A 23,764-nucleotide genomic window follows, 5' to 3' on the forward strand; every position below is an offset into this window, starting at 1 on the left:
CCCTGTCTTAGGGCGCCGGCGCCCAACCCCCCCCGCGGGGGTGGCGCGCGGGCCCCCCCGGGCGCCCCGGCGCCGGGCCGCCGGGGCGGACGGGCGGGGAGGATCAGGACCTGGCGGCGGTCAGCTGCTCCGCGTGCTCCTGGAGGGAGCGCACGCCCACGTCGCCGCGGCTGAACGCCTCGATGCCCTGGACGGCGGCGGCGAGCGCCTGGACCGTCGTCAGGCACGGCACCGCGCGGGCCACGGCGGCGGTGCGGATCTCGTAGCCGTCGAGGCGGCCGCCGGTGCCGTAGGGGGTGTTGACGATGAGGTCGACCTCGCCGTCGTGGATCAGCTGGACGATCGTCTTCTCGCCGTTCGGGCCCTCGCCCTCGCTCTGCTTGCGCACGACGGTGGCGTTGATGCCGTTGCGCTTGAGGACCTCGGCGGTGCCGGAGGTGGCCAGCAGCTCGAAGCCGTGGGCGACCAGCTCCCGGGCCGGGAAGATCATCGAGCGCTTGTCGCGGTTGGCGACGGAGACGAACGCGCGGCCCTTGGTGGGCAGCGCTCCGTAGGCGCCGGCCTGCGACTTGGCGTAGGCGGTGCCGAAGAGGGTGTCGATGCCCATGACCTCGCCGGTGGAGCGCATCTCCGGGCCGAGGACGGTGTCCACGCCGCGGCCGTGGATGTCGCGGAAGCGCGACCACGGCATCACGGCCTCCTTGACGGAGATCGGCGCGTCCAGCGGCAGAGTGCCGCCGTCGCCGGTCTTCGGCAGCATGCCCTCCGCGCGCAGCTCGGCGATGGTCGCGCCCAGGGAGATCCGGGCGGCGGCCTTGGCCAGCGGCACGGCGGTCGCCTTCGAGGTGAAGGGGACGGTGCGGGAGGCGCGCGGGTTGGCCTCCAGGACGTAGAGGATGTCCCCGGCCATGGCGAACTGGATGTTGATCAGGCCGCGGACGCCGACGCCCTTGGCGATGGCCTCGGTGGAGGCGCGCAGCCGCTTGATGTCGTAGCCGCCGAGGGTGATCGGGGGCAGGGCGCAGGCGGAGTCGCCGGAGTGGATGCCCGCCTCCTCGATGTGCTCCATGACGCCGCCGAGGTAGAGGTCGTGGCCGTCGTAGAGGGCGTCGACGTCGATCTCGATGGCGTCGTCGAGGAATCGGTCGATGAGGACCGGGTGCTCGGAGATCAGGCCCGCGTGCCGCTCCAGGTAGCCGGCGAGGGAGGGCTCGTCGTAGACGATCTCCATACCGCGGCCGCCGAGGACGTAGGACGGGCGGACCATCACCGGGTAGCCGATGCCGGCGGCGATGCCCTTGGCCTCGTCGAAGGAGTAGGCGGTGCCGTACTTGGGCGCGGGCAGCCCGGCCTCGGTGAGGACGCGGCCGAAGGCACCGCGCTCCTCGGCGAGGTCGATGGCCTCCGGGGAGGTGCCGACGATCGGCACGCCGTTGTCCTTGAGGGCCTGGGCCAGGCCGAGCGGGGTCTGGCCGCCGAGCTGGACGATGACGCCCGCGACGGGGCCCGCGAGGGACTCCGCGTGGACGATCTCCAGGACGTCCTCCAGGGTGAGCGGCTCGAAGTAGAGCCGGTCGGAGGTGTCGTAGTCGGTGGAGACGGTCTCGGGGTTGCAGTTGACCATCACGGTCTCGTAGCCCGCGTCGCTGAGCGCGAAGGAGGCGTGGACGCACGAGTAGTCGAACTCGATGCCCTGGCCGATGCGGTTCGGGCCCGAGCCCAGGATGATCACCGCGGGCTTCTCTCGCGGCGCGACCTCGGACTCCTCGTCGTAGGACGAGTAGAAGTACGGGGTCTTCGCGGCGAACTCGGCGGCGCAGGTGTCGACGGTCTTGTAGACCGGGCGGACGCCCAGCGCGTGGCGGACCTCGCGGACGACGTCCTCGCGCAGGCCCCGGATGGCGCCGATCTGGGCGTCGGAGAAGCCGTGGCGCTTGGCCTCGGCGAGCAGCTCGGGCTCCAGCTTCTCGGCGCCGGCCAGCTCGTCGGCGATCTCCTTGATCAGGAAGAGCTGGTCGACGAACCAGGGGTCGATCTTCGTCGCCTCGAAGACCTCCTCCGGGGTGGCGCCGGCGCGGATGGCGGCCATGACCGTGTTGATCCGGCCGTCGGTCGGACGGACCGCCTTCTCCAGCAGCTCCGCCTTGTCGCCGGGCGCGGAGACGAAGTCGAACTGCGAGCCCTTCTTCTCCAGCGAGCGCAGGGCCTTCTGGAGGGCCTCGGTGAAGTTGCGGCCGATGGCCATGGCCTCGCCGACCGACTTCATGGTCGTGGTGAGGGTGGCGTCGGCGGCCGGGAACTTCTCGAACGCGAAGCGGGGCGCCTTGACCACGACGTAGTCGAGCGTGGGCTCGAAGGACGCCGGGGTCTTCTCGGTGATGTCGTTGGGGATCTCGTCCAGGGTGTAGCCCACGGCGAGCCGGGCGGCGATCTTCGCGATCGGGAAGCCGGTGGCCTTGGAGGCGAGCGCGGAGGAGCGCGAGACCCGGGGGTTCATCTCGATGACGATGACCCGGCCGTCGTCGGGGTTGATCGCGAACTGGATGTTGCAGCCGCCGGTGTCGACGCCGACCTCGCGGATGATCGCGATGCCGACGTCCCGCAGGATCTGGTACTCACGGTCGGTGAGCGTCATCGCCGGGGCGACGGTGATGGAGTCACCGGTGTGGACGCCCATGGGGTCGAAGTTCTCGATGGAGCAGACGACCACGACGTTGTCGTGCTTGTCGCGCATCAGCTCCAGCTCGTACTCCTTCCAGCCGAGGATGGACTCCTCCAGGAGCACCTCGGTGGTCGGGGAGAGCGTGAGGCCCTGGCCGGCGATGCGGCGCAGCTCCTCCTCGTCGTGGGCGAAGCCGGAGCCGGCGCCGCCCATGGTGAAGGAGGGGCGGACGACGACCGGGTAGCCGCCGAGGGTGTCGACGCCCGCGAGGACGTCGTCCATGGTGTGGCAGATGACCGAGCGGGCGGACTCGCCATGGCCGATCTTGGCGTTGACGGCCTCGACGACGCCCTTGAACAGGTCGCGGTCCTCGCCCTTGTGGATGGCCTCGACGTTGGCGCCGATCAGTTCCACACCGTACTTCTCCAGCACACCGTTCTCGTGCATGGAGATGGCGGTGTTCAGCGCCGTCTGGCCGCCGAGGGTGGGCAGGAGGGCGTCGGGGCGCTCCTTGGCGATGATCTTCTCGACGAACTCCGGGGTGATCGGCTCGACGTAGGTGGCGTCGGCGATCTCCGGGTCGGTCATGATCGTGGCCGGGTTGGAGTTGACCAGGATGACCCGCAGGCCCTCGGCCTTCAGGACGCGGCAGGCCTGGGTGCCGGAGTAGTCGAACTCCGCTGCCTGGCCGATGACGATCGGGCCGGAGCCGATGACCAGAACGGACTGGATGTCGGTGCGCTTAGGCACGCTGGCCCTCCATCAGGGTCACGAAGCGGTCGAACAGGTACGCGGCGTCGTGCGGTCCTGCTGCTGCCTCGGGGTGGTACTGGACGCTGAATGCCGGCTGGTCGAGGAGGTGGAGACCCTCGACCACGTCGTCGTTGAGACAGACGTGGGAGACCTCGACGCGGCCGTACGGCGTGGCGGTCGCGCCCTCGAGCGGGGCGTCGACGGCGAAGCCGTGGTTGTGGGCGGTGACCTCGACCTTGCCGGTCGTGCGGTCCTGGACGGGCTGGTTGATGCCCCGGTGGCCGTACTTCAGCTTGTAGGTGCCGAAGCCGAGCGCACGGCCGAGGATCTGGTTGCCGAAGCAGATGCCGAACAGCGGGGTCTTCCGGGAGAGGACCTCGCGCATCACGGAGACGGGGTGGTCGGCGGTGGCCGGGTCGCCCGGGCCGTTGGAGAAGAACACGCCGTCCGGGTTCACCGCGTAGACGTCCTCGACGGTCGCGGTGGCGGGCAGGACGTGCACCTCGATGCCGCGCTCGGCCATCCGGTGCGGGGTCATGCCCTTGATACCCAGGTCGATCGCGGCGACGGTGAACTTCTTCGCGCCGATCGCGGGGACGACGTAGGTCTCCTTGGTGGCGACCTCGGCGGAGAGGTCGGCGCCCTTCATCTCGGGGGCCTGGCGGACCTCGGCGAGCATCGTGCCCTCGTCCGGCAGCGCGCTGCCGGAGAAGATGCCGACGCGCATCGCGCCGCGCTCGCGCAGGTGGCGGGTGAGGGCGCGGGTGTCGATGCCGCTGATGCCGACGACGCCCTGCTTGATGAGCTCCTCGTCCAGGGAGCGGCGGGAGCGCCAGTTGGAGGGGACGCGGGCGGGGTCGCGGACGACGTAGCCGGCGACCCAGATCCGGCCGGACTCGGGGTCCTCGTCGTTGACGCCGGTGTTGCCGACGTGCGGGGCCGTCATCACGACGACCTGGCGGTGGTACGAGGGGTCGGTCAGGGTCTCCTGGTAGCCGGTCATGCCGGTGGAGAACACGGCCTCGCCGAAGGTCGTCCCGATCGCCCCGTAGGCGCGGCCGCGGAACGTACGACCGTCCTCCAGGACGAGTACGGCGGGGACCTTGCTTCCCCTGCTGGAGGTCGTCATCGTGCGCCTTCCGTAGTGCTGTTCATGGTGCTGATCGCCTCGACCCAGGCGGCGTGCCCGGCCGCCCGGTCGGAGCGGAAGCCCGAGTCGATGGTCTTGTCGCCGTGCTGCCAGGTGATCACGAGCAGGCCCTCGGGGAGGACCTTGCCCGCGATGCCCGTCTCCAGGCGGGCGCCGCGCAGGGCGGCGGCGGGGATGAAGAAGTCCCGGGCGCCGGGCCGTACGACGTCGACGCCCTGCTCCGTAAGGGTGAGCTCGGCCTTGCTGCGCGTGCCCAGCCCCTGCGCCACGATCCGGTCGAGCCACTGCCCGGAGGTGGTGGAGCCGTGGTAGCGGCCACTCATCGTGAGCGTGGCCTCACCCTGGCCGGAGGGGGCGGTGGGCAGCTCGGGCAGGTCGCCCTGGAGCGTGCCGCGCCACTTCCAGCCCTCGCGCATCAGCCAGTAGAGCAGTGCGACGAAGAGCAGCAGCCCCACCACCCAGCCGGCGCGCGCGGCCCAGTGGGTGACGTCGGCGGACTTCTGCTCCGCCGCCAGAGTGATGATTTGTGCAGGTGTCACGCGAGATTCCCGTCCACGACCGTCGCCCGGCCCCGCAGGAAGGTGTGGGTGACGCGCCCCGGCAGCTCACGACCCTCGTAGGGGGTGTTGCGGCTGCGGGAGGCGAAGCCCGCGGGGTCCACGACACCACGGTAAGCGGAATCGACCAGCGTGAGGTTGGCGGGCTCCCCCGGGGCGACGGGGCGGCCGTGACCGGCGAGGCTGCCGATCCGGGCGGGCTTGAAGGACATCCGCTCGGCGACCCCGGCCCAGTCCAGCAGCCCGGTCTCGACCATGGTGTGCTGGACCACCGACAGGGCGGTCTCCAGGCCCACCATGCCCATGGCGGCCGCGGCCCACTCGCAGTCCTTGTCCTCGTGCGGGTGCGGTGCGTGGTCGGTGGCGACGATGTCGATCGTCCCGTCGGCCAGGGCCTCACGGAGCGCCATCACGTCGCGCTCGGTGCGCAGCGGCGGGTTCACCTTGTAGACGGGGTTGTACGAGCGGACGAGCTCGTCGGTGAGGAGCAGGTGGTGCGGGGTGACCTCGGCGGTGACGTCGATGCCGCGCGACTTGGCCCAGCGGACGATCTCCACCGAGCCGGCGGTGGACAGGTGGCAGATGTGCACCCGGGAGCCCACGTGCTCGGCGAGGAGGACGTCGCGGGCGATCACCGACTCCTCGGCGACGGCCGGCCAGCCGCCCAGGCCCAGCTCGGCGGAGACGACGCCCTCGTTCATCTGGGCGCCCTCGGTGAGCCGGGGCTCCTGCGCGTGCTGGGCGACGACGCCGCCGAAGGCCTTCACGTACTCCAGGGCGCGGCGCATGATCACGGCGTCGTCGACGCACTTGCCGTCGTCGGAGAAGACGGTGACCCCGGCGGCGGAGTCGTGCATGGCGCCGAGCTCGGCGAGCTTCTTGCCCTCCAGGCCCACGGTGACGGCGCCGATGGGCTGCACGTCGCAGTAGCCGGACTCCTTGCCCAGGCGCCAGACCTGCTCGACGACGCCGGCGGTGTCGGCGACCGGGAAGGTGTTGGCCATGGCGAAGACGGCGGTGTAGCCGCCGCTGGCGGCGGCGCGGGTGCCGGTGAGGACGGTCTCGGAGTCCTCGCGACCGGGCTCGCGCAGGTGGGTGTGGAGGTCGACCAGGCCGGGCAGCAGGATCTTGCCCTCGGCCTCGACGACGGTCGCGCCCTCGGCGCTCAGGCCGCTGCCGACCTCGGCGATGGTCTCGCCGTCGATCAGGACGTCCTGCGGCTCGCCGCCGAGGACCTTCGCACCACGGATCAGGATCTTGGACATTACTTGTTCTCCTCGGTGCGGGCGGTGTTCGTGCCGACGGCGGGCTCGGAGCCGCCGAGCAGCAGGTAGAGGACGGCCATCCGGGTGCTGACACCGTTGGCGACCTGCTCGACGGCCGTGCAGCGGTCGGAGTCGGCGACCTCGGCGGTGATCTCCATGCCGCGGTTCATCGGGCCGGGGTGCATCACGATGGCGTGCTCGGGCATCTTCGCCATGCGGTCGCCGTCCAGGCCGTAGCGCCGCGAGTACTCGCGCTCGGTCGGGAAGAACGCGGCGTTCATCCGCTCGCGCTGCACCCGCAGCATCATCACGGCGTCGGACTTCGGCAGCACGGCGTCGAGGTCGTAGGAGACCTCGCAGGGCCAGGTGTCGACGCCGACGGGCACCAGCGTGGGCGGGGCGACCAGGGTGACCTCGGCACCGAGCGTGGTCAGCAGGTGGACGTTGGAACGGGCCACCCGGCTGTGGAGGACGTCGCCGACGATGGTGATCCGGCGGCCGGACAGGTCCTTGCCGAGGCCGGCGTCCCGGCCGACCAGGCGGCGGCGCATGGTGAAGGCGTCCAGCAGCGCCTGGGTGGGGTGCTCGTGGGTGCCGTCACCGGCGTTGACGACGGCCCCGTCGATCCAGCCGGAGTTGGCGAGCCGGTAGGGGGCGCCGGAGGCGTGGTGGCGGATGACGACGGCGTCGGCGCCCATGGCCTCCAGGGTCAGGGCGGTGTCCTTCAGGGACTCGCCCTTGGACACCGAGGAGCCCTTGGCGGAGAAGTTGATGACGTCGGCGGAGAGCCGCTTGGCGGCGGCCTCGAAGGAGATGCGGGTCCGCGTCGAGTCCTCGAAGAAGAGGTTGACGACGGTGCGGCCGCGCAGGGTGGGCAGCTTCTTGATCGGCCGGTCCGCGACCCGGGCCATCTCCTCGGCGGTGTCGAGGATCAGGACGGCGTCGTCGCGGGTGAGGTCGGCGGCCGAGATGAGGTGGCGCTTCATCCGGGTGCTCCGTGGGTGTGGAGGTGTGCGAGGGCTGTGGCCGGGCATGCGGCGGCGCACGGACCCGCCCCGCGGGTCCGTGAGGGGCTCGCTACTGCCCGTCGGCCGGGGCGGTCGTGCCCGCGCCGAGGAGCACGCTGTCGCGTCCGTCCTCCTCGGTCAGGTGGACCTTGACCGTCTCCCGCAGCGACGTGGGGAGGTTCTTGCCGACGTAGTCGGCGCGGATCGGCAGCTCGCGGTGGCCGCGGTCGACGAGGACGGCGAGCTGGACGGCGCGCGGGCGGCCCAGATCGTTCATCGCGTCGAGGGCGGCGCGGATGGTGCGGCCGGAGAAGAGCACGTCGTCGACGAGGATGACGAGCCTGCCGTCGATGCCCTCACCGGGGATCTCGGTCCGGGCGAGCGCACGGGCCGGGCGGAGCCGCAGATCGTCGCGGTACATGGTGATGTCGAGGGAGCCGACCGGGGTCTTGCTCCCCGTGATGTCCTCGAGCTTGGCGGCCAGCCGGCGGGCGAGGAAGACACCGCGGGTGGGAATGCCGAGGAGCACGACGTCGTCGGCGCCCTTGGCGCGTTCGACGATCTCATGAGCGATACGGGTGAGGACCCGGGCGATGTCCGGTGCTTCGAGCACGGGACGCGCACTGGGAATTGCGTCCATACGAAACGGACCTCCTTCTCCGCCTCACGGGACGGACATTAAAGGACGTCGGATTTACAGGATTCACCGTACCAGGACCCACGACGAACTCCAGCCACAGCCACTGACGGCCCAGGGCGGGGCCCATTCGGCTTGACGAACCGAGATTACGCTGCGTAACCTCACAGTGAGTTACCAGTCGCGCGGCGCGGCCGCGCGATCGATAGAGTGTCCGGGGAGCTTTATGTCCAGCGAATACGCCAAACAGCTCGGGGCCAAGCTCCGCGCCATCCGCACCCAGCAGGGCCTCTCCCTCCATGGTGTCGAGGAGAAGTCCCAGGGCCGCTGGAAGGCCGTCGTCGTGGGTTCTTACGAGCGCGGCGACCGTGCCGTGACCGTACAGCGCCTGGCCGAGCTGGCCGACTTCTACGGCGTGCCCGTGCAGGAGCTGCTGCCCGGCACGACGCCCGGCGGCGCGGCCGAGCCCCCGCCGAAGCTGGTCCTGGACCTGGAGCGGCTCGCCCACGTCCCGGCCGAGAAGGCGGGCCCGCTCCAGCGTTACGCCGCCACCATCCAGAGCCAGCGCGGCGACTACAACGGCAAGGTCCTCTCGATCCGCCAGGACGATCTGCGCACCCTTGCCGTGATCTACGACCAGTCGCCCTCGGTGCTCACCGAGCAGCTGATCAGCTGGGGCGTTCTCGACGCGGACGCCCGTCGCGCCGTTCAGCACGAGGACGCGTAACCGTCCACCGTTCTTGACAACAAAACCGCCGTGGGGCGGGAAACCATCCGGTTTCCCGCCCCACGGCGGTTTTTCGTCTGTGAGCTCGCGCTAGGCGCGCCGAAGACTCGGCTTGAGCTCCTTGAAACGACCGAGGAGACCATTGACGAACGCGGGCGAGTCGTCGGTGGAGAACTCCTTGGCGAGCTCCACCGCCTCGTCGATCGCCACGGCGTCCGGGGTCTCGTCCTCCCAGATCAGCTCGTACGCGCCGAGCCGGACGATGCCACGGTCCGCGGCCGGCATGCGGTCCAGGTCCCAGTCGATCGCGTAGGTGGCGATCAGCTCGTCGATCCGGGCCGCGCGCTCGGCGTAGCCCTCGACCAGCTGAATCGTGTACGGGTTGACCGGCGGCTGCCTGTCGTCGGTCCGGGCATGCCGGATCCAGTCGGCGAGGACCGACTCCACGGACGAGCCGCGCTGGTCGGCCTCGAAGAGGATCTGGAAGGCGCGCTTACGGGCCTTACTGCGGGCGGACACGGTTAGCTGCTCACCCGGCCGAGGTAATCGCCGGTGCGCGTGTCGACCTTGATCTTCTCGCCGGTGGTGACGAACAGCGGGACCTGGATCTCGTAGCCGGTCTCCAGCTTCGCGGGCTTGGTGCCACCGGTGGAGCGGTCGCCCTGAACACCCGGGTCGGTGTGCTCGATGACCAGCTCGACGGCGGCCGGGAGCTCGACGTAGAGCACCTCGCCCTCGTGCGTGGCGACCGTGGCTTCGAAGCCCTCGATGAGGAAGTTCGCGGCGTCGCCGACGGCCTTCCGGTCGATCATCAGCTGGTCGTAGTCCTTCATGTCCATGAAGACGAAGTACTCGCCGTCCATGTACGAGAACTGCATGTCGCGGCGGTCGACGGTGGCCGTCTCGACCTTCACGCCCGCGTTGAAGGTCTTGTCGACGACCTTGCCGGAGAGCACGTTCTTCAGCTTCGTACGGACGAAGGCGGGGCCCTTGCCGGGCTTGACGTGCTGGAACTCGACGACGGACCAGAGCTGGCCGCCGTCGAGCTTGAGCACCATGCCGTTCTTGAGGTCGTTCGTGGATGCCACGGTTGCGGTATCTCCTGGGCTGGTGGAACCAGAAAGTGCGATGCGCCCTTTAGAGCGCGAGCAGCTCTTTGGTCGTAATGGTGAGTAGCTCGGGTCCGCCGTCCGCCTCGGGGCGGACGACGAGCGTGTCATCGATCCGGACGCCGCCCCGTCCCGGGAGGTGGACTCCCGGATCTACGGTGACCGGCACGCAAGCGTCCAGTTTACCCATTGCCGACGGTGCCAGCCGAGGGTCCTCGTCGTTTTCGAGCCCGACGCCGTGACCGATCCGGGGTCCGACCCGTTCGCCATGGCCCGCGGCCTCCAGTACGACCCGTGCCGCGCGGTCCACGTCACGGTACGCCGCGCCCGGCGCGAGGGCCTCCCGGCCCGCCCGCTGGGCGGCGAAGACCTGCTCGTACAGCTCGATCTGCCAGTCCGCCGGAGAGGCCCCGATGACGAACGTACGGGCGATCTCGCTCCGGTACCCACGGTAGTCCGCCCCCAGGCAGACGCTGAGGAAATCGCCCTCCTCCACCCGTCGGTCGGTCGGGACGTGCCCGGCCCGCCCCGAGTGGGGCCCCGCCCCCACCGAGGTGGGGAAGGCCGCGCCGTCCGCGCCGTGGTCGATCAGCCGGCGCTCCAGCTCCAGCGCCAGATGACGCTCGGTGCGGCCGACGAGTATCGACTCCAGCAGCTCGCCGAGGGCCTGGTCGGCGATCTCGGCGGCGATCCGCAGCGTCGAGATCTCCTCGTCGTCCTTGATCACCCGCTGTTGCTCCACGGCCGTCCCCAGGTCGCTCAGCCGCAGCCGGGGGGCGACCGAGCGCACCGCGCGGTGCCGGGCCACGGTCAGATGGTGCTCCTCGACGGCGAGCGACCGCACCCCGCGCTCCGCGGCCCGCTCGGCGGCGGCAACGGCCGGATCGCCCTCGGGCGTGGGCAGCACCAGGACGGTCAGTCCGTCCCCGGGGCGGCTGGCGCCCGTGGCGTCCACGAACGGGTCGCTCGCGCACACCAGCGCGTCCTCGCCGTCCGGGCCCAGGAGCAGCGCGGCCCCGGGCGGCGCGCCGCCCGCCAGATACCGGACATTGGCGCCGCCGCAGACCAGGGCGGCCTCGCCACCGGCCGCCGCGCACCGCTCGCGCAGCCGGGCCCGGCGCGTCGCGTACACCTCGGACATGCTTCCGAGCGTACGTTCGGCGGCCGGTTCCGGCCTTTCCAGCGCCTCCGACCGGGGCCCTACCAGTTGGTCAGGGCCCGGGCGACGGCCTCGTCGAGCAGCCGGGCGGTGGTGGGGACGTCCAGCTGGGAGTTGTCGATGATGGGCAGGCCCGAGCCGTACCAGCCGGCCATCCGGCCGTGGATCCGGGCGACCTCCTCGTCACCGAGCCGGCGATTGCCGCTGCGTTCGGCGTTGCGTTCGAGGACGACGTCCAGGCCGGGCAGCAGCACCACGGGCAGCAGTCCCGGGCCCACGTGCCGCTTCCAGCCGCCGAGGCCGACGACGGGCCGGTCGGGGAAGACGGCGTCGTCGAGGATGCAGGAGATGCCGTTGGCGATGAAGTTGCGCGCGGCGAAGCCGCAGGTGCGGCGGGCGAGGCGGTACTGGGCTTCGGAGTGGTCGTTCCACCCGGACTGCGGATCGGCGAAGCCGGAACGCACCCATTCGCGGACGTCGTCGAGGCTGATGTGCGCCGTGGGCACCCGGCGGGTGTCGGCCCAGTGCCGGGCGACGGTGGTCTTGCCCGCGCCGGCCGGGCCGATGAGGAGGACGGCGACGGCGGCGGTGGTCGTGTCGGCCACGGCCAAGGGCGGGGGGCCGGAGGGCAACGGGGGGTGCGGTGGTGGCGGACCCACGGGGTACTGCATCCGGTGGCACTCCGTCTCGTTCGGGCGGCGGGGCGGTGGGTTCCGGACCGGGGCCCGAAACCCGACCGGAGCGTACCCGAGAGTAGGCACCCGCCCCGCCACCGGGGAAACGCCCCCGCTAGCCCCCGAGTTCCTCCGCCAGCGCCCGCAGCGCCAGCCGGTACGAGCCGATGCCGAAGCCCGCCACCGTCCCGCTGGCGACGGCCGCGATCACGGACGTGTGGCGGAACTCCTCCCGCGCGTACGGGTTGGAGATGTGCACCTCGATGAGCGGCGCCGTCCGCTGGGCCGCCGCGTCGCGCATCGCGTACGAGTAGTGCGTGAACGCGCCGGGGTTGATGACGACCGGCAGTTGGCCGTCGGCCGCCTCGTGGAGCCAGCGCACCAGCTCGCCCTCGTCGTTGGTCTCCCTGACCTCGACGGCGAAGCCGAGCTCGGCGCCGAGCGCCGTGCACGCCTCGACCAGCCCGCGGTAGGAGGTCGAGCCGTAGACGTCGGGCTCGCGCGAGCCGAGCCGGCCCAGGTTGGGCCCGTTGAGGACGAGGACCTTCCGGGGATCGCTCACGCCGCTCACGCCGCTCACGCCGCGATCTCGGCGTGCGCTGCCAGCAGCATCGCCGGGTCCGGGCCCTCCAGGACCGTGGGCCTGGCCAGGCCGTCGAGGACGATGAAGCGCAGCCGGTCGCCGCGGGTCTTCTTGTCGACCTTCATCGTCTCCAGCAGCTTGGGCCACTGGTCGCCGCGGTAGGTGACGGGCAGGCCGACGGCGGTGAGGATCGCGCGGTGCCGGTCGGCGGTGGCGTCGTCCAGACGGCCGGCGATCCGGCCGAGTTCGGCGGCGAAGACCATGCCGACGGCGACGGCCGCGCCGTGCCGCCAGTTGTAGCGCTCGTTCTTCTCGATGGCGTGGGCGAGCGTGTGACCGTAGTTCAGGATCTCGCGCAGGCCCGACTCCTTGAGGTCGGAGGAGACCACCTCGGCCTTGACCCGGATGGCCCGCTCGATCAGCTCGGAGGTGTGCGGGCCCTCGGGAGTACGGGCGCCCTCGGGGTCGGCCTCGATGAGGTCGAGGATCGCCGGGTCGGAGATGAAGCCGGCCTTGATGATCTCGGCGAGGCCGCTGACGTAGTCGTGGACCGGCAGCGACTCCAGCGCGGCCAGGTCGCACAGGACGCCGGCCGGGGGGTGGAAGGCGCCGACGAGGTTCTTGCCCTCGGCGGTGTTGATGCCGGTCTTGCCGCCGACCGCGGCGTCGACCATGCCCAGGACGGTGGTGGGCACCGCGATCCAGCGCACGCCGCGCAGCCAGGTGGCGGCGACGAAGCCCGCCAGGTCGGTGGTGGCCCCGCCGCCCACGCCGACGATGACGTCGGTGCGGGTGAAGTTGGTCTGGCCCAGCGCCTTCCAGCAGTAGGCCGCGACCTCGACGGTCTTGGACTCCTCGGCGTTCGGCAGCTGGATCGCTATGGCCTCGTAGCCCTGGGCTGCCAGGTCCTCGCGGATGGCCTCGCCGGTCGAGGCGAGCGCCTCGGGGTGGAGCACGGCGACCCGCTTGGCCCGGGTGCCGATGAGGCCGGGCAGCTCGTCCAGCAGCTGGCGGCCGACCAGGACCTCGTACGGCGCGGTGCCCGCGCTGCCGGCGACCTGGATGCGGGTGGGGGCGTCGGTCATGCGTTCCTCACTGCGGGGAGTCAGTGGTGTCGGTGGTGGGCGCCGGGGAGAGCCGCAGCGCCTCGAGTACGGCGTCGGCGACCTCGGCCGGGGTGCGGCCGCCGGTGGAGATCACGGCGCGGGCGACCTCGGTGTAGAGCGGCCGGCGCGCTTCCATCAGCTCGCGCCAGCGCTTGCGGGGGTTGACGGCGAGCAGCGGGCGCGGGGCGTCCAGGCCCACGCGGTGCACGGCGTCGGCGAGTTCGACGTCGAGGAAGACCACGGGCAGGCCCTTGAGCAGGGCCCGGGTGCCCGGGTCCATGACGGCGCCGCCGCCGAGGGCGAGCACCCCGGGGTGCTCGGCCACGGCGGTACGGACGGCCTGCCGCTCCAGCTCGCGGAAGTGCGGCTCGCCCTCGTCGAGGAAGATCTCCGGAATGGGCTTCCCGGCGGTCTCCTCGATGTCGGCGTCGGTGTCCCGGTAGCCGGTGCCCAGCCGCTCGGCGAGCAGGGCACCGATGGTGGACTTGCCCGCGCCGGGCGGGCCCACCAGGACGAGGACGGGGGTGGTCACTTGATGGCCAGGTTCTCGAGGTAGCCCTGGACGTTGCGGCGGGTCTCGGCGACGCTGTCGCCGCCGAACTTCTCCACCACCGCGTCGGCGAGGACGAGCGCGACCATCGCCTCGGCGACGATGCCGGCCGCCGGGACGGCGCACACGTCGGAGCGCTGGTGGTGGGCCTGGGCGGCCTCGCCGGTGGTCACGTCGATCGTGCGCAGGGCGCGCGGCACGGTGGCGATGGGCTTCATGGCGGCGCGGACGCGCAGCAGCTCGCCCGTGGTCAGGCCGCCCTCGGTGCCGCCGGAACGGCCGGAGGTGCGGCGGATGCCGTCCTCGGTGGCGACGATCTCGTCGTGCGCCTTGGAGCCGGGCACACGCGCCAGCTCGAAGCCGTCGCCGACCTCGACGCCCTTGATCGCCTGAATGCCCATCAGGGCGGCCGCGAGGCGGGCGTCCAGCCGGCGGTCCCAGTGGACGTGCGAGCCGAGGCCCACCGGCACGCCGTAGGCCAGGACCTCGACGACGCCGCCGAGGGTGTCACCGTCCTTGTGGGCCTGGTCGATCTCGGCGACCATCGCCTCGCTCGCCGCCTCGTCGAGGCAGCGCACCGGGTCGGCGTCGAGCTTCTCGACGTCGCCGGGGGTGGGGTACACGCCGTACGGGGCCTTGGCGGCGGCCAGCTCGACGACGTGGGAGACGATCTCGATGCCGGCCGCCTCCTTGAGGAAGGAGCGGGCGACGGCGCCGAGGGCGACGCGGGCGGCGGTCTCACGGGCGGAGGCCCGCTCCAGGACCGGCCGGGCCTCGTCGAAGCCGTACTTCTGCATCCCGGCGAGGTCGGCGTGGCCGGGGCGGGGGCGGGTGAGCGGGGCGTTGCGGGCCAGCTCGGCCAGCTCGGCGGGGTCGACGGGGTCGGCCGCCATGACCTTCTCCCACTTGGGCCACTCGGTGTTGCCCACCATGATCGCGAGCGGGGAGCCCATGGACAGTCCGTGCCGGACCCCGCCGAGGAAGGTGATCTCGTCGCGCTCGAACTTCATCCGCGCGCCGCGTCCATAGCCGAGCCGTCGCCGCGCCAGGTGGTCCGCCACCATCTCCGTGGTGACCGGCACGCCGGCGGGAAGTCCCTCCAGCGTCGCCACGAGTGCGGGGCCGTGCGACTCCCCCGCCGTCAGCCAGCGCAACCTGCTCAACGGTGCTCCTCTGCTCGCGCGCTCGAATCTCATGCCGCCCAGCGACCCGGGGGCGCTGCGCGACGGTGGGCCGGGGAGCGCGACCCTGGCCCGCCACCCCGATCCTCCCATGCCGGGCGGACATTCCCGGCCGCCGGTCCAGGGTGTGGAACGGCGGAGTCACGTGGTGGACGGCCGGGTCAGCGCGTACGGGCGGCCAGGGCGGCCTCGCCGGCGGCGCGCATGGCCGCCAGGGGGGCCGGGGCGCGGCCCGTCATCAGCTCGACCTGGAGCACGGCCTGGTGCACCAGCAGGTCCAGGCCGCCGAGAACCGTGCCGCCGCGTCCGTCCCAGGCGGCGGCCAGCGGGGTCGGCCAGGGCTCGTAGAGGACGTCGAAGAGGGTGCCGGGGCGCTCGGGGACGGATCCGGCGAGGGCGTCGGTGGCCCCGGCGGGGGTGGTGGCGACGACCAGCGGCGCGGTGAGGGCCTCGGCCGCCCGCGACCAGTCGGCGGTGCGCACGGGCACGCCCAGCCGCTCGCCCCACTCGCGCATCTCCGCGGCGCGTTCGGCGCTGCGGACGTAGGCGGTGACCTCACCGGTGCAGATCCGGGCGAGGGCGGCGAGCGCGGAGGAGGCGGTGGCGCCGGCGCCGAGGATCGCGGCGGAGCCGACCGTCTCCACGCCGCGTTCGCGCAGGGCGGCCGCGATGCCGGGGATGTCGGTGTTGTCGCCGAGACGGCGGCCGTCGTCGGTGAGGACGACGGTGTTGACCGCCTCCACGGACCGGGCGGTGGCGCTGACGTCGTCCAGCAGCGGGATCACCGCCCGCTTGAGGGGCATGGTGAGGGAGAGCCCTGCCCAGCCGGGGCCCAGCCCCGCCAGGAAGGCGGGCAGCGCGCCCTCGTCCACCTCGAAGCGGTCGTACGTCCACTCCCCCAGGCCCAGTTCCGCGTAGGCGGCCCGGTGGAGGACCGGGGAGAGCGAGTGGGCGATCGGCGAGCCGAGCACCGCCGCCCGGTGCCGTGCGGTCACTGCGCGGCCGCCTTCTTCGCCTTGTTCTCCTGCTCGTACCGCTGGCGGTTCTTGTTGTGCTCCGCGTTCGTCACCGCGAACAGCGTCTCGTTCTCGTTGATGGAGACGAAGTAGTACCAGGGGCCGTCCGCCGGCTGGATCGCGGACTTCAGCGCCTCCAGGCCGGGGTTGCTGATCGGCCCGGGCGGCAGGCCCTTGATGTTGTACGTGTTGTACGGGTCCTTGAACTTGCGCAGATCGCTGACGGCGCCGACGTCGAGGGTGCTCTGGCTCTTGGCGTAGTTCACCGTGGAGTCGAAGTCGAGGAGGCCGTAGGTCTCCTTGTTGTCCGGCTTGAGCCGGTTGTAGACCACCCGCGAGATCTTGTCGAAGTCGTGCTTGTACTTGCCCTCGACCTGGACGAGGCTCGCGACGGTGATGACCTGCATCGGGGACTTCAGCCCCAGCGCGGCGGCCTTGCCCGCCACGTCCTGCGCCTCGTAGTTCTGCTTGGCGCGGGCGACCATCTGGCGCAGGAGGTCCTCCGGCTTGGTGCCCTTGCCCGCGCTGTACTGCGAGGGGAAGAGGAAGCCCTCCAGCGGGTCCTTGACGTCGGGGTCGCTGTTCGCCCACTCGGGCAGGCCCAGGTTCTTGGCCTGGCTCTTGGCGACGCCCTTGGTGGTGCCCGCCGCGAGCCCGAGCTTCTTGTCGATCGTGGAGTAGATCTCGGCGGCCCGAATGCCCTCGGCGAAGGTGAGGAAGTTCGCCGAGTTGGTCATCATCCCCACGGCCGCGGCGCCGGACATCTCCTTGTGGAGGGTGTACGTGCCGGGCTGGATGGACTTCTTCGCGGCGGCCGCGGTGAAGGCGCCGACGCTCTTGACGACCCCGGCCTTCTGGAGGACCTGGCCCATCTCGGTGAGGCTGGCGCCCTTGGGGATCTCGACCTGCACCTGGCCGTTGCCCTCGCCCTCGTAGTCGGGCGCGGTGCCGTAGTGGGTCTCCCAGTAGTCGTAGGCGAAGTAGCCGGCGCCGCCCAGGCCGCCGACGAGCACCACGGCGACCAGCAGGCAGGCGGTGCCGCTGCGGCGCTTGGTCTTCTTCTCCCGGCCCTTGCCCTTGCCGCCCTTGCTCCTGCCCTTGCCGCGCCGGTCACGGCCCCGGGCGGGCTCGTCGCCGTCGTCGGGGTCGTCGTCGAGGAGGGCGGGGGCGGAGGCCCGGTCGTCGATGTCGTCGAAGAGGGAGATCTTCTCCTCGACGGGGTCGGCGGGCACGGTCCGCACCTGGGGCATCTGGTGGGTGCCCGTGTGCTGGCCCCCGGGGGCCTGCGGCACCGGGTGCTGGCCGGTGTGCTGGTTCACGGGCATCTGATGAGCGCCCGTGTGCTGGTCCACGGGCATCTGGTGCTGCCCGGTGTGCTGGTTCCCCGGGTGGAGGGCCTGGTGCTGGCCCGTGTGCTGGTCCGGGTAGCCGTGGGCACCGGTGTCGTACTCGTAGTAGCCCTGCTGGCCACCGTTCGGGTACGTGCCGGTCTGCTGCCCGACGTACTGCTCGCCCTGACCGTTGGTGGAGTACGGGCCGGGGCCCCCCGCGTTCTGCGAGGGGTCCCAGCCGTAGTCCTGCTGACCGGCGTAGGGGGGCTGCGACTGCTGGGGCTGCTGGGGCTGCGTGTACTGCTGCCCGGTGTAACCCCGGTCCCCGTACAGGGGGTCCTCGGGATGCCACGGTTGGGAGCCGGAACCCCGGCCGTACTCAGTCATCTATCCCCTAGAGCCGCACAGCGGCAGCCAGTGCGCTCGGTGAAGCGCGGAAGTCCGACGTCTGGTCCTGCCCTGAAGACATTCGAACAGCTGCCATGTCGCGCGGAACGTTACCGTATTGCGATCAGATGACCACGTCGACGGTCTCGCCCGGAGGCCGCCCGGAGACCTTCTCGGTCTCCAGGGCGTTCTGGAGGATGACCACCGCGGCCGCCTGGTCCACCACGGAACGGCCCTTCTTGGCGTTGACGCCGGAGGCGCGCAGCCCCTGGGCGGCCGTGACGGTCGTCATCCGCTCGTCGACCAGCCGCACCGGCACCGGAGCGACCCGCCGGGCCATCTCCTTGGCGAAGGTGCGGACCTTGGCCGCCGCCGGGCCCTCGCCCCCCTTGAGGGAGCGGGGCAGACCGACGACGACCTCGATGGGCTCGTACTCCGCGACGATCGCCACCAGCCGCTTGTGCGCCTGGGGGATGTCCCGGCCGGGGACGGTCTCCACCGGAGTGGCGAGGATCCCGTCGGGGTCGCACGAGGCGACCCCGATCCGGGCGTCCCCGACGTCCACGGCGATGCGCCTGCCGCGTCGCACGTCAGGCCGCCTCGGCCACGAGGCGCTCGACGGCGGCCATGGCCTCGTCGAGGACCTCGGGGTTCTGGCCGCCGCCCTGGGCGACGTCCGGCTTGCCGCCGCCACCGCCGCCGAGGGTCTTCGCGGCCGTACGGACCAGGTCGCCGGCCTTCAGACCGCGCTCACGGGCGGCCTCGTTGGTGGCGATCACGGTCAGCGGACGGCCGTTGGCAACGGTGAACAGGGCCACCACGGCGGCCCGGCCGCCCTGGATGCGGCCGCGGACGTCGAGGACCAGCTTGCGCAGGTCGTCGGCGCCGGTGCCGTCCGGCACCCGGCCGATCGCCAGGGCGATGCCATGGATGTCCTTGGCGCCCTCGGCCAGACCGGCGGCGGCCTGGAGGACCTTCTCGGCGCGGAAGCGCTCGATCTCCTTCTCGGCGTCCTTGAGCTTGGCGAGCATGCCGGAGATCTTCTCCGGGAGCTCCTCCGGACGGCCCTTGACCAGCTCGGTGAGCTGGGCGACGACCGTGTGCTCCTTGGCCAGGAAGTTGTAGGCGTCGGCGCCGACGAGGGCCTCGACACGGCGCACGCCGGAGCCGATCGAGGACTCGCCGAGGAGCTTCACCAGACCCAGCTGGGCGGTGTTGGCGACGTGCGTACCGCCGCAGAGCTCCTTGGAGAAGTCACCGATGGTCACGACGCGGACCCGCTCGCCGTACTTCTCGCCGAACTCGGCGATGGCACCGGCCTTCTTGGCCTCGTCCAGGCTCATGACCTCGGCGTGGACGTCGAGCTCGCTGGAGAGGACCTCGTTGATGCGCTGCTCGACGTCGGTGAGGACCGAGCCGGGCACGGCGGCCGGGGAGCCGAAGTCGAAGCGGAAGCGGCCCGGGGAGTTCTCCGAACCGGCCTGGGCGGCCGTCGGGCCCAGGGCGTCGCGCAGCGCCTGGTGGGTGAGGTGGGTGGCGCTGTGGGCGCGGGCGATGGCGCGGCGGCGCTTGACGTCGATGACGGCGTAGGCGGAGGCGCCCACGGTGACCTCGCCGACCTGGACGACGCCCTTGTGGACGTGCACGCCGGGGACGGGCTTCTGCACGTCCCGGATCTCGATCACGGCACCGGAGTGGAGCTTGATCCGGCCCTGGTCGGCGAGCTGACCGCCGCCCTCGGCGTAGAAGGGGGTGCGGTCCAGGACGACCTCGACCTCGTCGCCCTCGGTGGCGGCCGGGGAGGACACACCGTCGACGAGCAGACCGACGATGGTCGACTCGCCCTCGGTCGTGGTGTAGCCGGTGAAGTCGGTCTCGCCGGAGGTGTCCGCGACCTCACGGTAGGCGGACAGGTCGGCGTGGCCGGTCTTCTTGGCCTTGGCGTCGGCCTTGGCGCGCTCCCGCTGCTCCTTCATCAGACGGCGGAAGCCGTCCTCGTCCACGGAGAGGCCCTGTTCGGCGGCCATCTCCAGGGTGAGGTCGATGGGGAAGCCCCAGGTGTCGTGGAGCAGGAACGCCTTGTCGCCGGAGAGGATCGTGCCGCCGGCGGCCTTGGTCTCGGTGACGGCGGTGTCGAGGATGTTGGTGCCGCCCTTGAGGGCCTTGAGGAAGGCGGCCTCCTCGGCGAGCGCGACGGTCTCGATGCGCGTGCGGTCGGTGAGCAGCTCGGGGTACTGCTGGCCCATCGCGCGGATGACGACGTCGAGCAGCTCGGCGACGACCGGGCCGGTGGCGCCCAGCAGGCGCATGTTGCGGATGGCGCGGCGCATGATGCGGCGCAGGACGTAGCCGCGGCCCTCGTTGCCGGGGGTGACGCCGTCGCCGATGAGCATGGTGGACGTGCGCATGTGGTCGGCGACCACGCGCAACGCGACGTCGGTGTTCTTGGCCGTGCCGTACTGGACGCCGGTGAGCTCGGTGGCCTTGTCGATCACGACACGCAGGGTGTCGGTCTCGTACATGTTCTGCACACCCTGGAGGATCATCGCCAGGCGCTCGAGGCCGAGGCCGGTGTCGATGTTCTGGCTGGGGAGGTCTCCGAGGATCGGGAAGTCCTCCTTGCCCTCGCCGGCACCGCGCTCGTACTGCATGAAGACCAGGTTCCAGATCTCCACGTAGCGCTCGTCGTTGACGGCCGGGCCGCCCTCGACGCCGAACTCCGGGCCCCGGTCGTAGTTGATCTCGGAGCACGGGCCGCAGGGGCCCGGGACGCCCATGGACCAGTAGTTCTCCTTCTTGCCCAGGCGCTGGATGCGCTGGGCCGGCACGCCGATGACGTCGCGCCAGATCCGCTCGGCCTCGTCGTCGTCGAGGTAGACGGTGATCCAGAGCCTCTCGGGCTCCAGGCCGTAGCCGCCGTCCGCCACGGGAGAAGTCAGCAGCTCCCAGGCGTACTTGATGGCGCCTTCCTTGAAGTAATCGCCGAAGGAGAAGTTGCCGCACATCTGGAAGAACGTGCCGTGGCGGGTGGTCTTGCCGACCTCTTCGATGTCCGGGGTGCGGACGCACTTCTGCACGCTCGTGGCGCGCGGGAAGGGCGGCTTGACCTCACCGAGGAAGTAGGGCTTGAAGGGGACCATGCCCGCAGGGACCAGCAGCAGCGTCGGGTCGTCCGCGATGAGCGACGCCGAGGGGACGACGGTGTGCCCGCGCTCCTCGAAGAAGCGCAGCCAGCGACGGCGGATTTCAGCCGACTCCATCAGTGGTCCTCTTTCCGGGTGAACGAGTTGTAGGTGTGGTGCTGTTCGAGAGCGACGAGGCGGCGCTGCTCGGGAAGGGCACGGCGGTCGGGCTCCGGCGGGGCGACGGAAAGGCCCAGGGCGTCCTTGAGGGCAGCCTCCCGGTCGGCCATGCCGTCGCGCACGTCGAGGGCGAAGAGCTTGACCTTGCGGCCGGCGATCACGGCCCGGTCGGCCGCCTGGAGCGCCAGGCTCTCCGGGGTGAGCTTCGCGAGCTTGCGGTTGACCTTGGTGGTGGCCCAGACACCGGCTGCTACACCGGTGGTGAACCAGAACGTGCGGCGGAACATTTCCGGGACTCAGCCCTTCCCACGGGTACGACGGCCGCCGAACCGGGCGGACGGCAGTTTCTTGTCGACGGCCCTGCCGACGAAGACGGTGCTCCGCGGCTCCGGCTCGGTCTTGCGGCCCATCGCGCGGCGTACGCCGTAGCCGAACGCGGCGACCTTGACCAGGGGGCCGCCGAAGGCGGAGGAGACGGTCGAGGAGAGCGCCGAGGCGTTCGCCGTGACCTCCTGGACGTCCGCGGTGATCGAGTCGACGCGGGCGAGCTGGGTGTTGGCGGAACGGACGGTCGCGGACGCGTCGGCCAGCAGCGGGACGGCCTGCTCGGAGATGTCGTCGACCAGTTTCGTGGCCGCTCTCAGCGTCTGCGCGAGCCGCACCAGCACCAGGGCGATGAACGACACGAGGATCGCCCAGAAGACGGCCACGAGGATCCCGGCCACCTCTCCACCGGACACGCTGCACCGCTCCCTAGCTGTTGTCTTTCACTGCTTCTCGGGTACCGACCTTATCGCGCCGGGCCTCCGGGGCCGTACCGCATTACCGGTCCGTACGGCACGGATGTACGACGGATATCCGGGCCTCAAGACCCCCGGAAACGCGCCAGCCCGCCGCCCGCGGCCACGAGGGCCGACGGAACGACGGGCTGGGCGAAAGGAGAGGTGCTACGTCCGGCTCAGCGGGCGTAGTACTCGACGACGAGCTGCTCGTCGCAGATCACCGGGATCTCCTTGCGGTTCGGGTCGCGGTCCAGGCGGAACGCCAGCGCCTGCAGGTTGACCTGCAGGTAGCGCGGGGTCTCGCCCTCACCGGCGTAGCCACCGGCCATGGCGACCTGGAACGGGTGCTTGGCACGGCTGCGCTCGCGAACGGTCACGACGTCGTTCGGACGGACGCGGAAGGACGGCTTGTCGACCTTCTTGCCGTTGACCTCGATGTGGCCGTGGACGACCATCTGGCGCGACTGGTAGACGGTGCGGGCGATGCCCGAACGCAGGACCAGGGCGTCGAGGCGACGCTCGAGCTCGACGACCAGCGCCTCGCCCGTCTTGCCCTCGGCCTTCTTGGCGCGGTCGTAGGCGCGGGCCATCTGGCGCTCGCTGATGTCGTACTGGGCGCGCAGACGCTGCTTCTCGAGCAGACGGACCTTGTAGTCCGAGTTCTGCTTGCGGCCACGGCCGTGCTCGCCCGGCGGGTAGGGGCGGGCCTCGAAGTACTTGACGGCCTTCGGCGTCAGCGCAATGCCGAGCGCGCGAGACTTCTTGACCTTGGGACGCGACTGGTTAGGCACGTTCTCCAGACCTCCGTTGATAAGTTAGGTTAGGCTTACCTTACTCAAGGAGATCGCATGTCTCGTCCGGGGAACACCAGTCACATCACGGACAGCACGAAAGGATCCACAAGGGATTCCGAATCCACAAAGGATTCCGACGCTCTTGATGGCGTCGACGTGACGGAGGTCCGATCAGATCGTGGTCAGCCGCGTCCCAGCGGACTTGAGATCGCACGGATGCCGTCAGCAGCCGAGCGCACACGAACTCTCGTACAGAGTACATGCTCCGCGATGCTGCTGATCCCCGGGCTGGCCGGCTCCCACCCCGACCAGCTGCTGCCGGACGTGCGGACCGTGGGCCCGGACGGCGAGGTCTTCCTCGTCCTGCCCGCCGATTCCCCGGCCGTGCGGGCCGCCACCCACGCCCAGGACGACGAGCTGGCCGTGGTCCTGGAGCTCACGGATGTGGCGCCCGTCTCCGTCCCCAACCGTATCCGCGGCCGCGCCTGGCTGTCCGGCTGGCTGACCTGTGTGCCCGGGGTGGCCGAGCCGGGCCGGATGCTGCTGCGGCTGGAACTGGGCGAGGCGAGCGTGGACGACCTGTGGGGCGCGGAGACCGTCGAGCCCGACGCCTTCGCCCAGGCCTGCCCCGACCCGCTGGTCGAGCACGAGACGGAGCTGCTCCAGCACCTCCACTCCGGCCACGGCGACCAGGTGCGGAGCCTGTGCGCGCTGCTCGGCGACCGCGAGAGCGACGCGTGGGACGCCTACGTATCGGCGGTGCCGGTGGCGCTGGACCGCTTCGGCCTCCGTGTCCGCTTCACCCGCCGCCACGGCTCCGGCACGACAGCCGACCGCTCCTTCGACGCACGCTTCGAGTTCCCCGAGCCGGTCGAGGACGTCGTCGCCTTGCGGCGGGCGATGCACCAGTTGTTCGACGCGGTGGGTTACTGAGTCCTCAGACGCCGGACGGGGGGGGGTTTTTGACCCCCGCGGGGGGGGTTTGCGCGGGGGGGGGGGGGGTGAGTCGGCGGGGGCGGGCGGGGCGCGCCC

23 protein-coding genes are annotated in these 23,764 nt (G+C 71.3%); 2 read left to right on the forward strand and 21 right to left on the reverse strand.

From position 1 onward, the window contains the following. Positions 1-103: 103 nt before the first annotated feature. From carB to pyrR, 6 genes are all read right to left on the reverse strand, one after another. Complete coding sequence (gene carB, locus AB0E98_RS28220) at positions 104-3,412, reverse strand: carbamoyl-phosphate synthase large subunit (RefSeq protein ID WP_361707909.1); 3,309 nt, start codon at positions 3,410-3,412, stop codon at positions 104-106. Next, positions 3,405-4,544, reverse strand: a complete 1,140-nt coding sequence (carA, locus tag AB0E98_RS28225) for a glutamine-hydrolyzing carbamoyl-phosphate synthase small subunit (RefSeq protein WP_361707911.1) — start codon at positions 4,542-4,544, stop codon at positions 3,405-3,407. Before carA ends, carB begins: the two co-directional genes overlap by 8 nt. Then, positions 4,541-5,104, reverse strand: coding sequence for a hypothetical protein (locus AB0E98_RS28230; protein ID WP_361707914.1), 564 nt, complete (start codon positions 5,102-5,104; stop codon positions 4,541-4,543). The genes carA and AB0E98_RS28230 overlap by 4 nt, the downstream gene beginning before the upstream one ends. Beyond that, positions 5,101-6,387 carry a dihydroorotase gene (locus tag AB0E98_RS28235; protein WP_361707916.1) on the reverse strand — a complete coding sequence of 429 codons (1,287 nt, stop codon included), beginning with the start codon at positions 6,385-6,387 and terminating at the stop codon, positions 5,101-5,103. Before AB0E98_RS28235 ends, AB0E98_RS28230 begins: the two co-directional genes overlap by 4 nt. Next, on the reverse strand, positions 6,387-7,373 hold the full coding sequence (locus tag AB0E98_RS28240; RefSeq protein ID WP_361707918.1) for an aspartate carbamoyltransferase catalytic subunit: 987 nt from the start codon (positions 7,371-7,373) through the stop codon (positions 6,387-6,389). The genes AB0E98_RS28235 and AB0E98_RS28240 overlap by 1 nt, the downstream gene beginning before the upstream one ends. A 91-nt stretch (positions 7,374-7,464) precedes the next feature. Further along, complete coding sequence (gene pyrR / locus AB0E98_RS28245) at positions 7,465-8,034, reverse strand: bifunctional pyr operon transcriptional regulator/uracil phosphoribosyltransferase PyrR (RefSeq protein WP_311610423.1); 570 nt, start codon at positions 8,032-8,034, stop codon at positions 7,465-7,467. Between the two features lie 223 nt (positions 8,035-8,257). Between pyrR and bldD the strand changes: the two genes are divergently transcribed. Then, positions 8,258-8,758 (forward strand): transcriptional regulator BldD, encoded by a 501-nt coding sequence (gene bldD / locus AB0E98_RS28250; RefSeq protein WP_004948690.1) that lies wholly within the window; start codon positions 8,258-8,260, stop codon positions 8,756-8,758. Positions 8,759-8,848: 90 nt separating this feature from the next. Here bldD and nusB read toward each other — a convergent pair whose 3' ends face one another. The 15 genes from nusB to rpsD form a co-directional block, all read right to left on the reverse strand. Then, positions 8,849-9,277 carry a transcription antitermination factor NusB gene (gene nusB / locus AB0E98_RS28255; protein ID WP_311610421.1) on the reverse strand — a complete coding sequence of 143 codons (429 nt, stop codon included), beginning with the start codon at positions 9,275-9,277 and terminating at the stop codon, positions 8,849-8,851. 2 nt (positions 9,278-9,279) lie between these two features. Further along, positions 9,280-9,846: an elongation factor P gene (gene efp / locus AB0E98_RS28260; protein WP_361707919.1), complete on the reverse strand. Its 567-nt coding sequence runs from the start codon at positions 9,844-9,846 to the stop codon at positions 9,280-9,282. 49 nt (positions 9,847-9,895) lie between these two features. Then, complete coding sequence (locus AB0E98_RS28265; protein ID WP_361707921.1) at positions 9,896-11,008, reverse strand: aminopeptidase P family protein; 1,113 nt, start codon at positions 11,006-11,008, stop codon at positions 9,896-9,898. Positions 11,009-11,067: 59 nt separating this feature from the next. Then, positions 11,068-11,697 carry an AAA family ATPase gene (locus AB0E98_RS28270; protein ID WP_361707924.1) on the reverse strand — a complete coding sequence of 210 codons (630 nt, stop codon included), beginning with the start codon at positions 11,695-11,697 and terminating at the stop codon, positions 11,068-11,070. 118 nt (positions 11,698-11,815) lie between these two features. Next, positions 11,816-12,262 carry a type II 3-dehydroquinate dehydratase gene (gene aroQ, locus AB0E98_RS28275; protein ID WP_361707927.1) on the reverse strand — a complete coding sequence of 149 codons (447 nt, stop codon included), beginning with the start codon at positions 12,260-12,262 and terminating at the stop codon, positions 11,816-11,818. Positions 12,263-12,276: 14 nt separating this feature from the next. Beyond that, positions 12,277-13,368 carry a 3-dehydroquinate synthase gene (gene aroB / locus AB0E98_RS28280; protein ID WP_361707930.1) on the reverse strand — a complete coding sequence of 364 codons (1,092 nt, stop codon included), beginning with the start codon at positions 13,366-13,368 and terminating at the stop codon, positions 12,277-12,279. Positions 13,369-13,375: 7 nt separating this feature from the next. Next, positions 13,376-13,921 carry a shikimate kinase gene (locus AB0E98_RS28285; protein ID WP_361707933.1) on the reverse strand — a complete coding sequence of 182 codons (546 nt, stop codon included), beginning with the start codon at positions 13,919-13,921 and terminating at the stop codon, positions 13,376-13,378. Continuing rightward, on the reverse strand, positions 13,918-15,102 hold the full coding sequence (gene aroC, locus AB0E98_RS28290) for a chorismate synthase (RefSeq protein ID WP_361707935.1): 1,185 nt from the start codon (positions 15,100-15,102) through the stop codon (positions 13,918-13,920). Before aroC ends, AB0E98_RS28285 begins: the two co-directional genes overlap by 4 nt. Before the next feature lie 179 nt (positions 15,103-15,281). Then, on the reverse strand, positions 15,282-16,115 hold the full coding sequence (locus tag AB0E98_RS28295) for a shikimate dehydrogenase (RefSeq protein WP_361707938.1): 834 nt from the start codon (positions 16,113-16,115) through the stop codon (positions 15,282-15,284). Continuing rightward, positions 16,112-17,854: an endolytic transglycosylase MltG gene (gene mltG / locus AB0E98_RS28300; protein ID WP_361707941.1), complete on the reverse strand. Its 1,743-nt coding sequence runs from the start codon at positions 17,852-17,854 to the stop codon at positions 16,112-16,114. The genes AB0E98_RS28295 and mltG overlap by 4 nt, the downstream gene beginning before the upstream one ends. 124 nt (positions 17,855-17,978) lie before the next feature. Continuing rightward, the gene (ruvX, locus tag AB0E98_RS28305) at positions 17,979-18,443 is read right to left on the reverse strand and encodes a Holliday junction resolvase RuvX (RefSeq protein ID WP_311610405.1); all 465 of its coding nucleotides are present in this window, start codon (positions 18,441-18,443) and stop codon (positions 17,979-17,981) included. A gap of 1 nt (position 18,444) precedes the next feature. Then, on the reverse strand, positions 18,445-21,114 hold the full coding sequence (alaS, locus tag AB0E98_RS28310; RefSeq protein WP_361707946.1) for an alanine--tRNA ligase: 2,670 nt from the start codon (positions 21,112-21,114) through the stop codon (positions 18,445-18,447). After that, the gene (locus tag AB0E98_RS28315) at positions 21,114-21,443 is read right to left on the reverse strand and encodes a DUF6167 family protein (RefSeq protein WP_361707949.1); all 330 of its coding nucleotides are present in this window, start codon (positions 21,441-21,443) and stop codon (positions 21,114-21,116) included. Before AB0E98_RS28315 ends, alaS begins: the two co-directional genes overlap by 1 nt. A 9-nt stretch (positions 21,444-21,452) precedes the next feature. Beyond that, positions 21,453-21,896: a DUF948 domain-containing protein gene (locus AB0E98_RS28320; protein ID WP_361707952.1), complete on the reverse strand. Its 444-nt coding sequence runs from the start codon at positions 21,894-21,896 to the stop codon at positions 21,453-21,455. Positions 21,897-22,114: 218 nt separating this feature from the next. Next, positions 22,115-22,729 carry a 30S ribosomal protein S4 gene (gene rpsD, locus AB0E98_RS28325; protein ID WP_126913325.1) on the reverse strand — a complete coding sequence of 205 codons (615 nt, stop codon included), beginning with the start codon at positions 22,727-22,729 and terminating at the stop codon, positions 22,115-22,117. 219 nt (positions 22,730-22,948) lie between these two features. Here rpsD and AB0E98_RS28330 point away from each other — a divergent pair, with 219 nt between their 5' ends. After that, a complete protein-coding gene (locus AB0E98_RS28330; protein WP_361707956.1) occupies positions 22,949-23,665 on the forward strand; it encodes a DUF2470 domain-containing protein in 717 nt (238 codons plus the stop codon). Positions 23,666-23,764: the final 99 nt, after the last annotated feature.

Source organism: Streptomyces sp. NPDC037389 (genome assembly GCF_040636475.1).
GTDB classification, from domain to species: domain Bacteria; phylum Actinomycetota; class Actinomycetes; order Streptomycetales; family Streptomycetaceae; genus Streptomyces; species Streptomyces hesseae.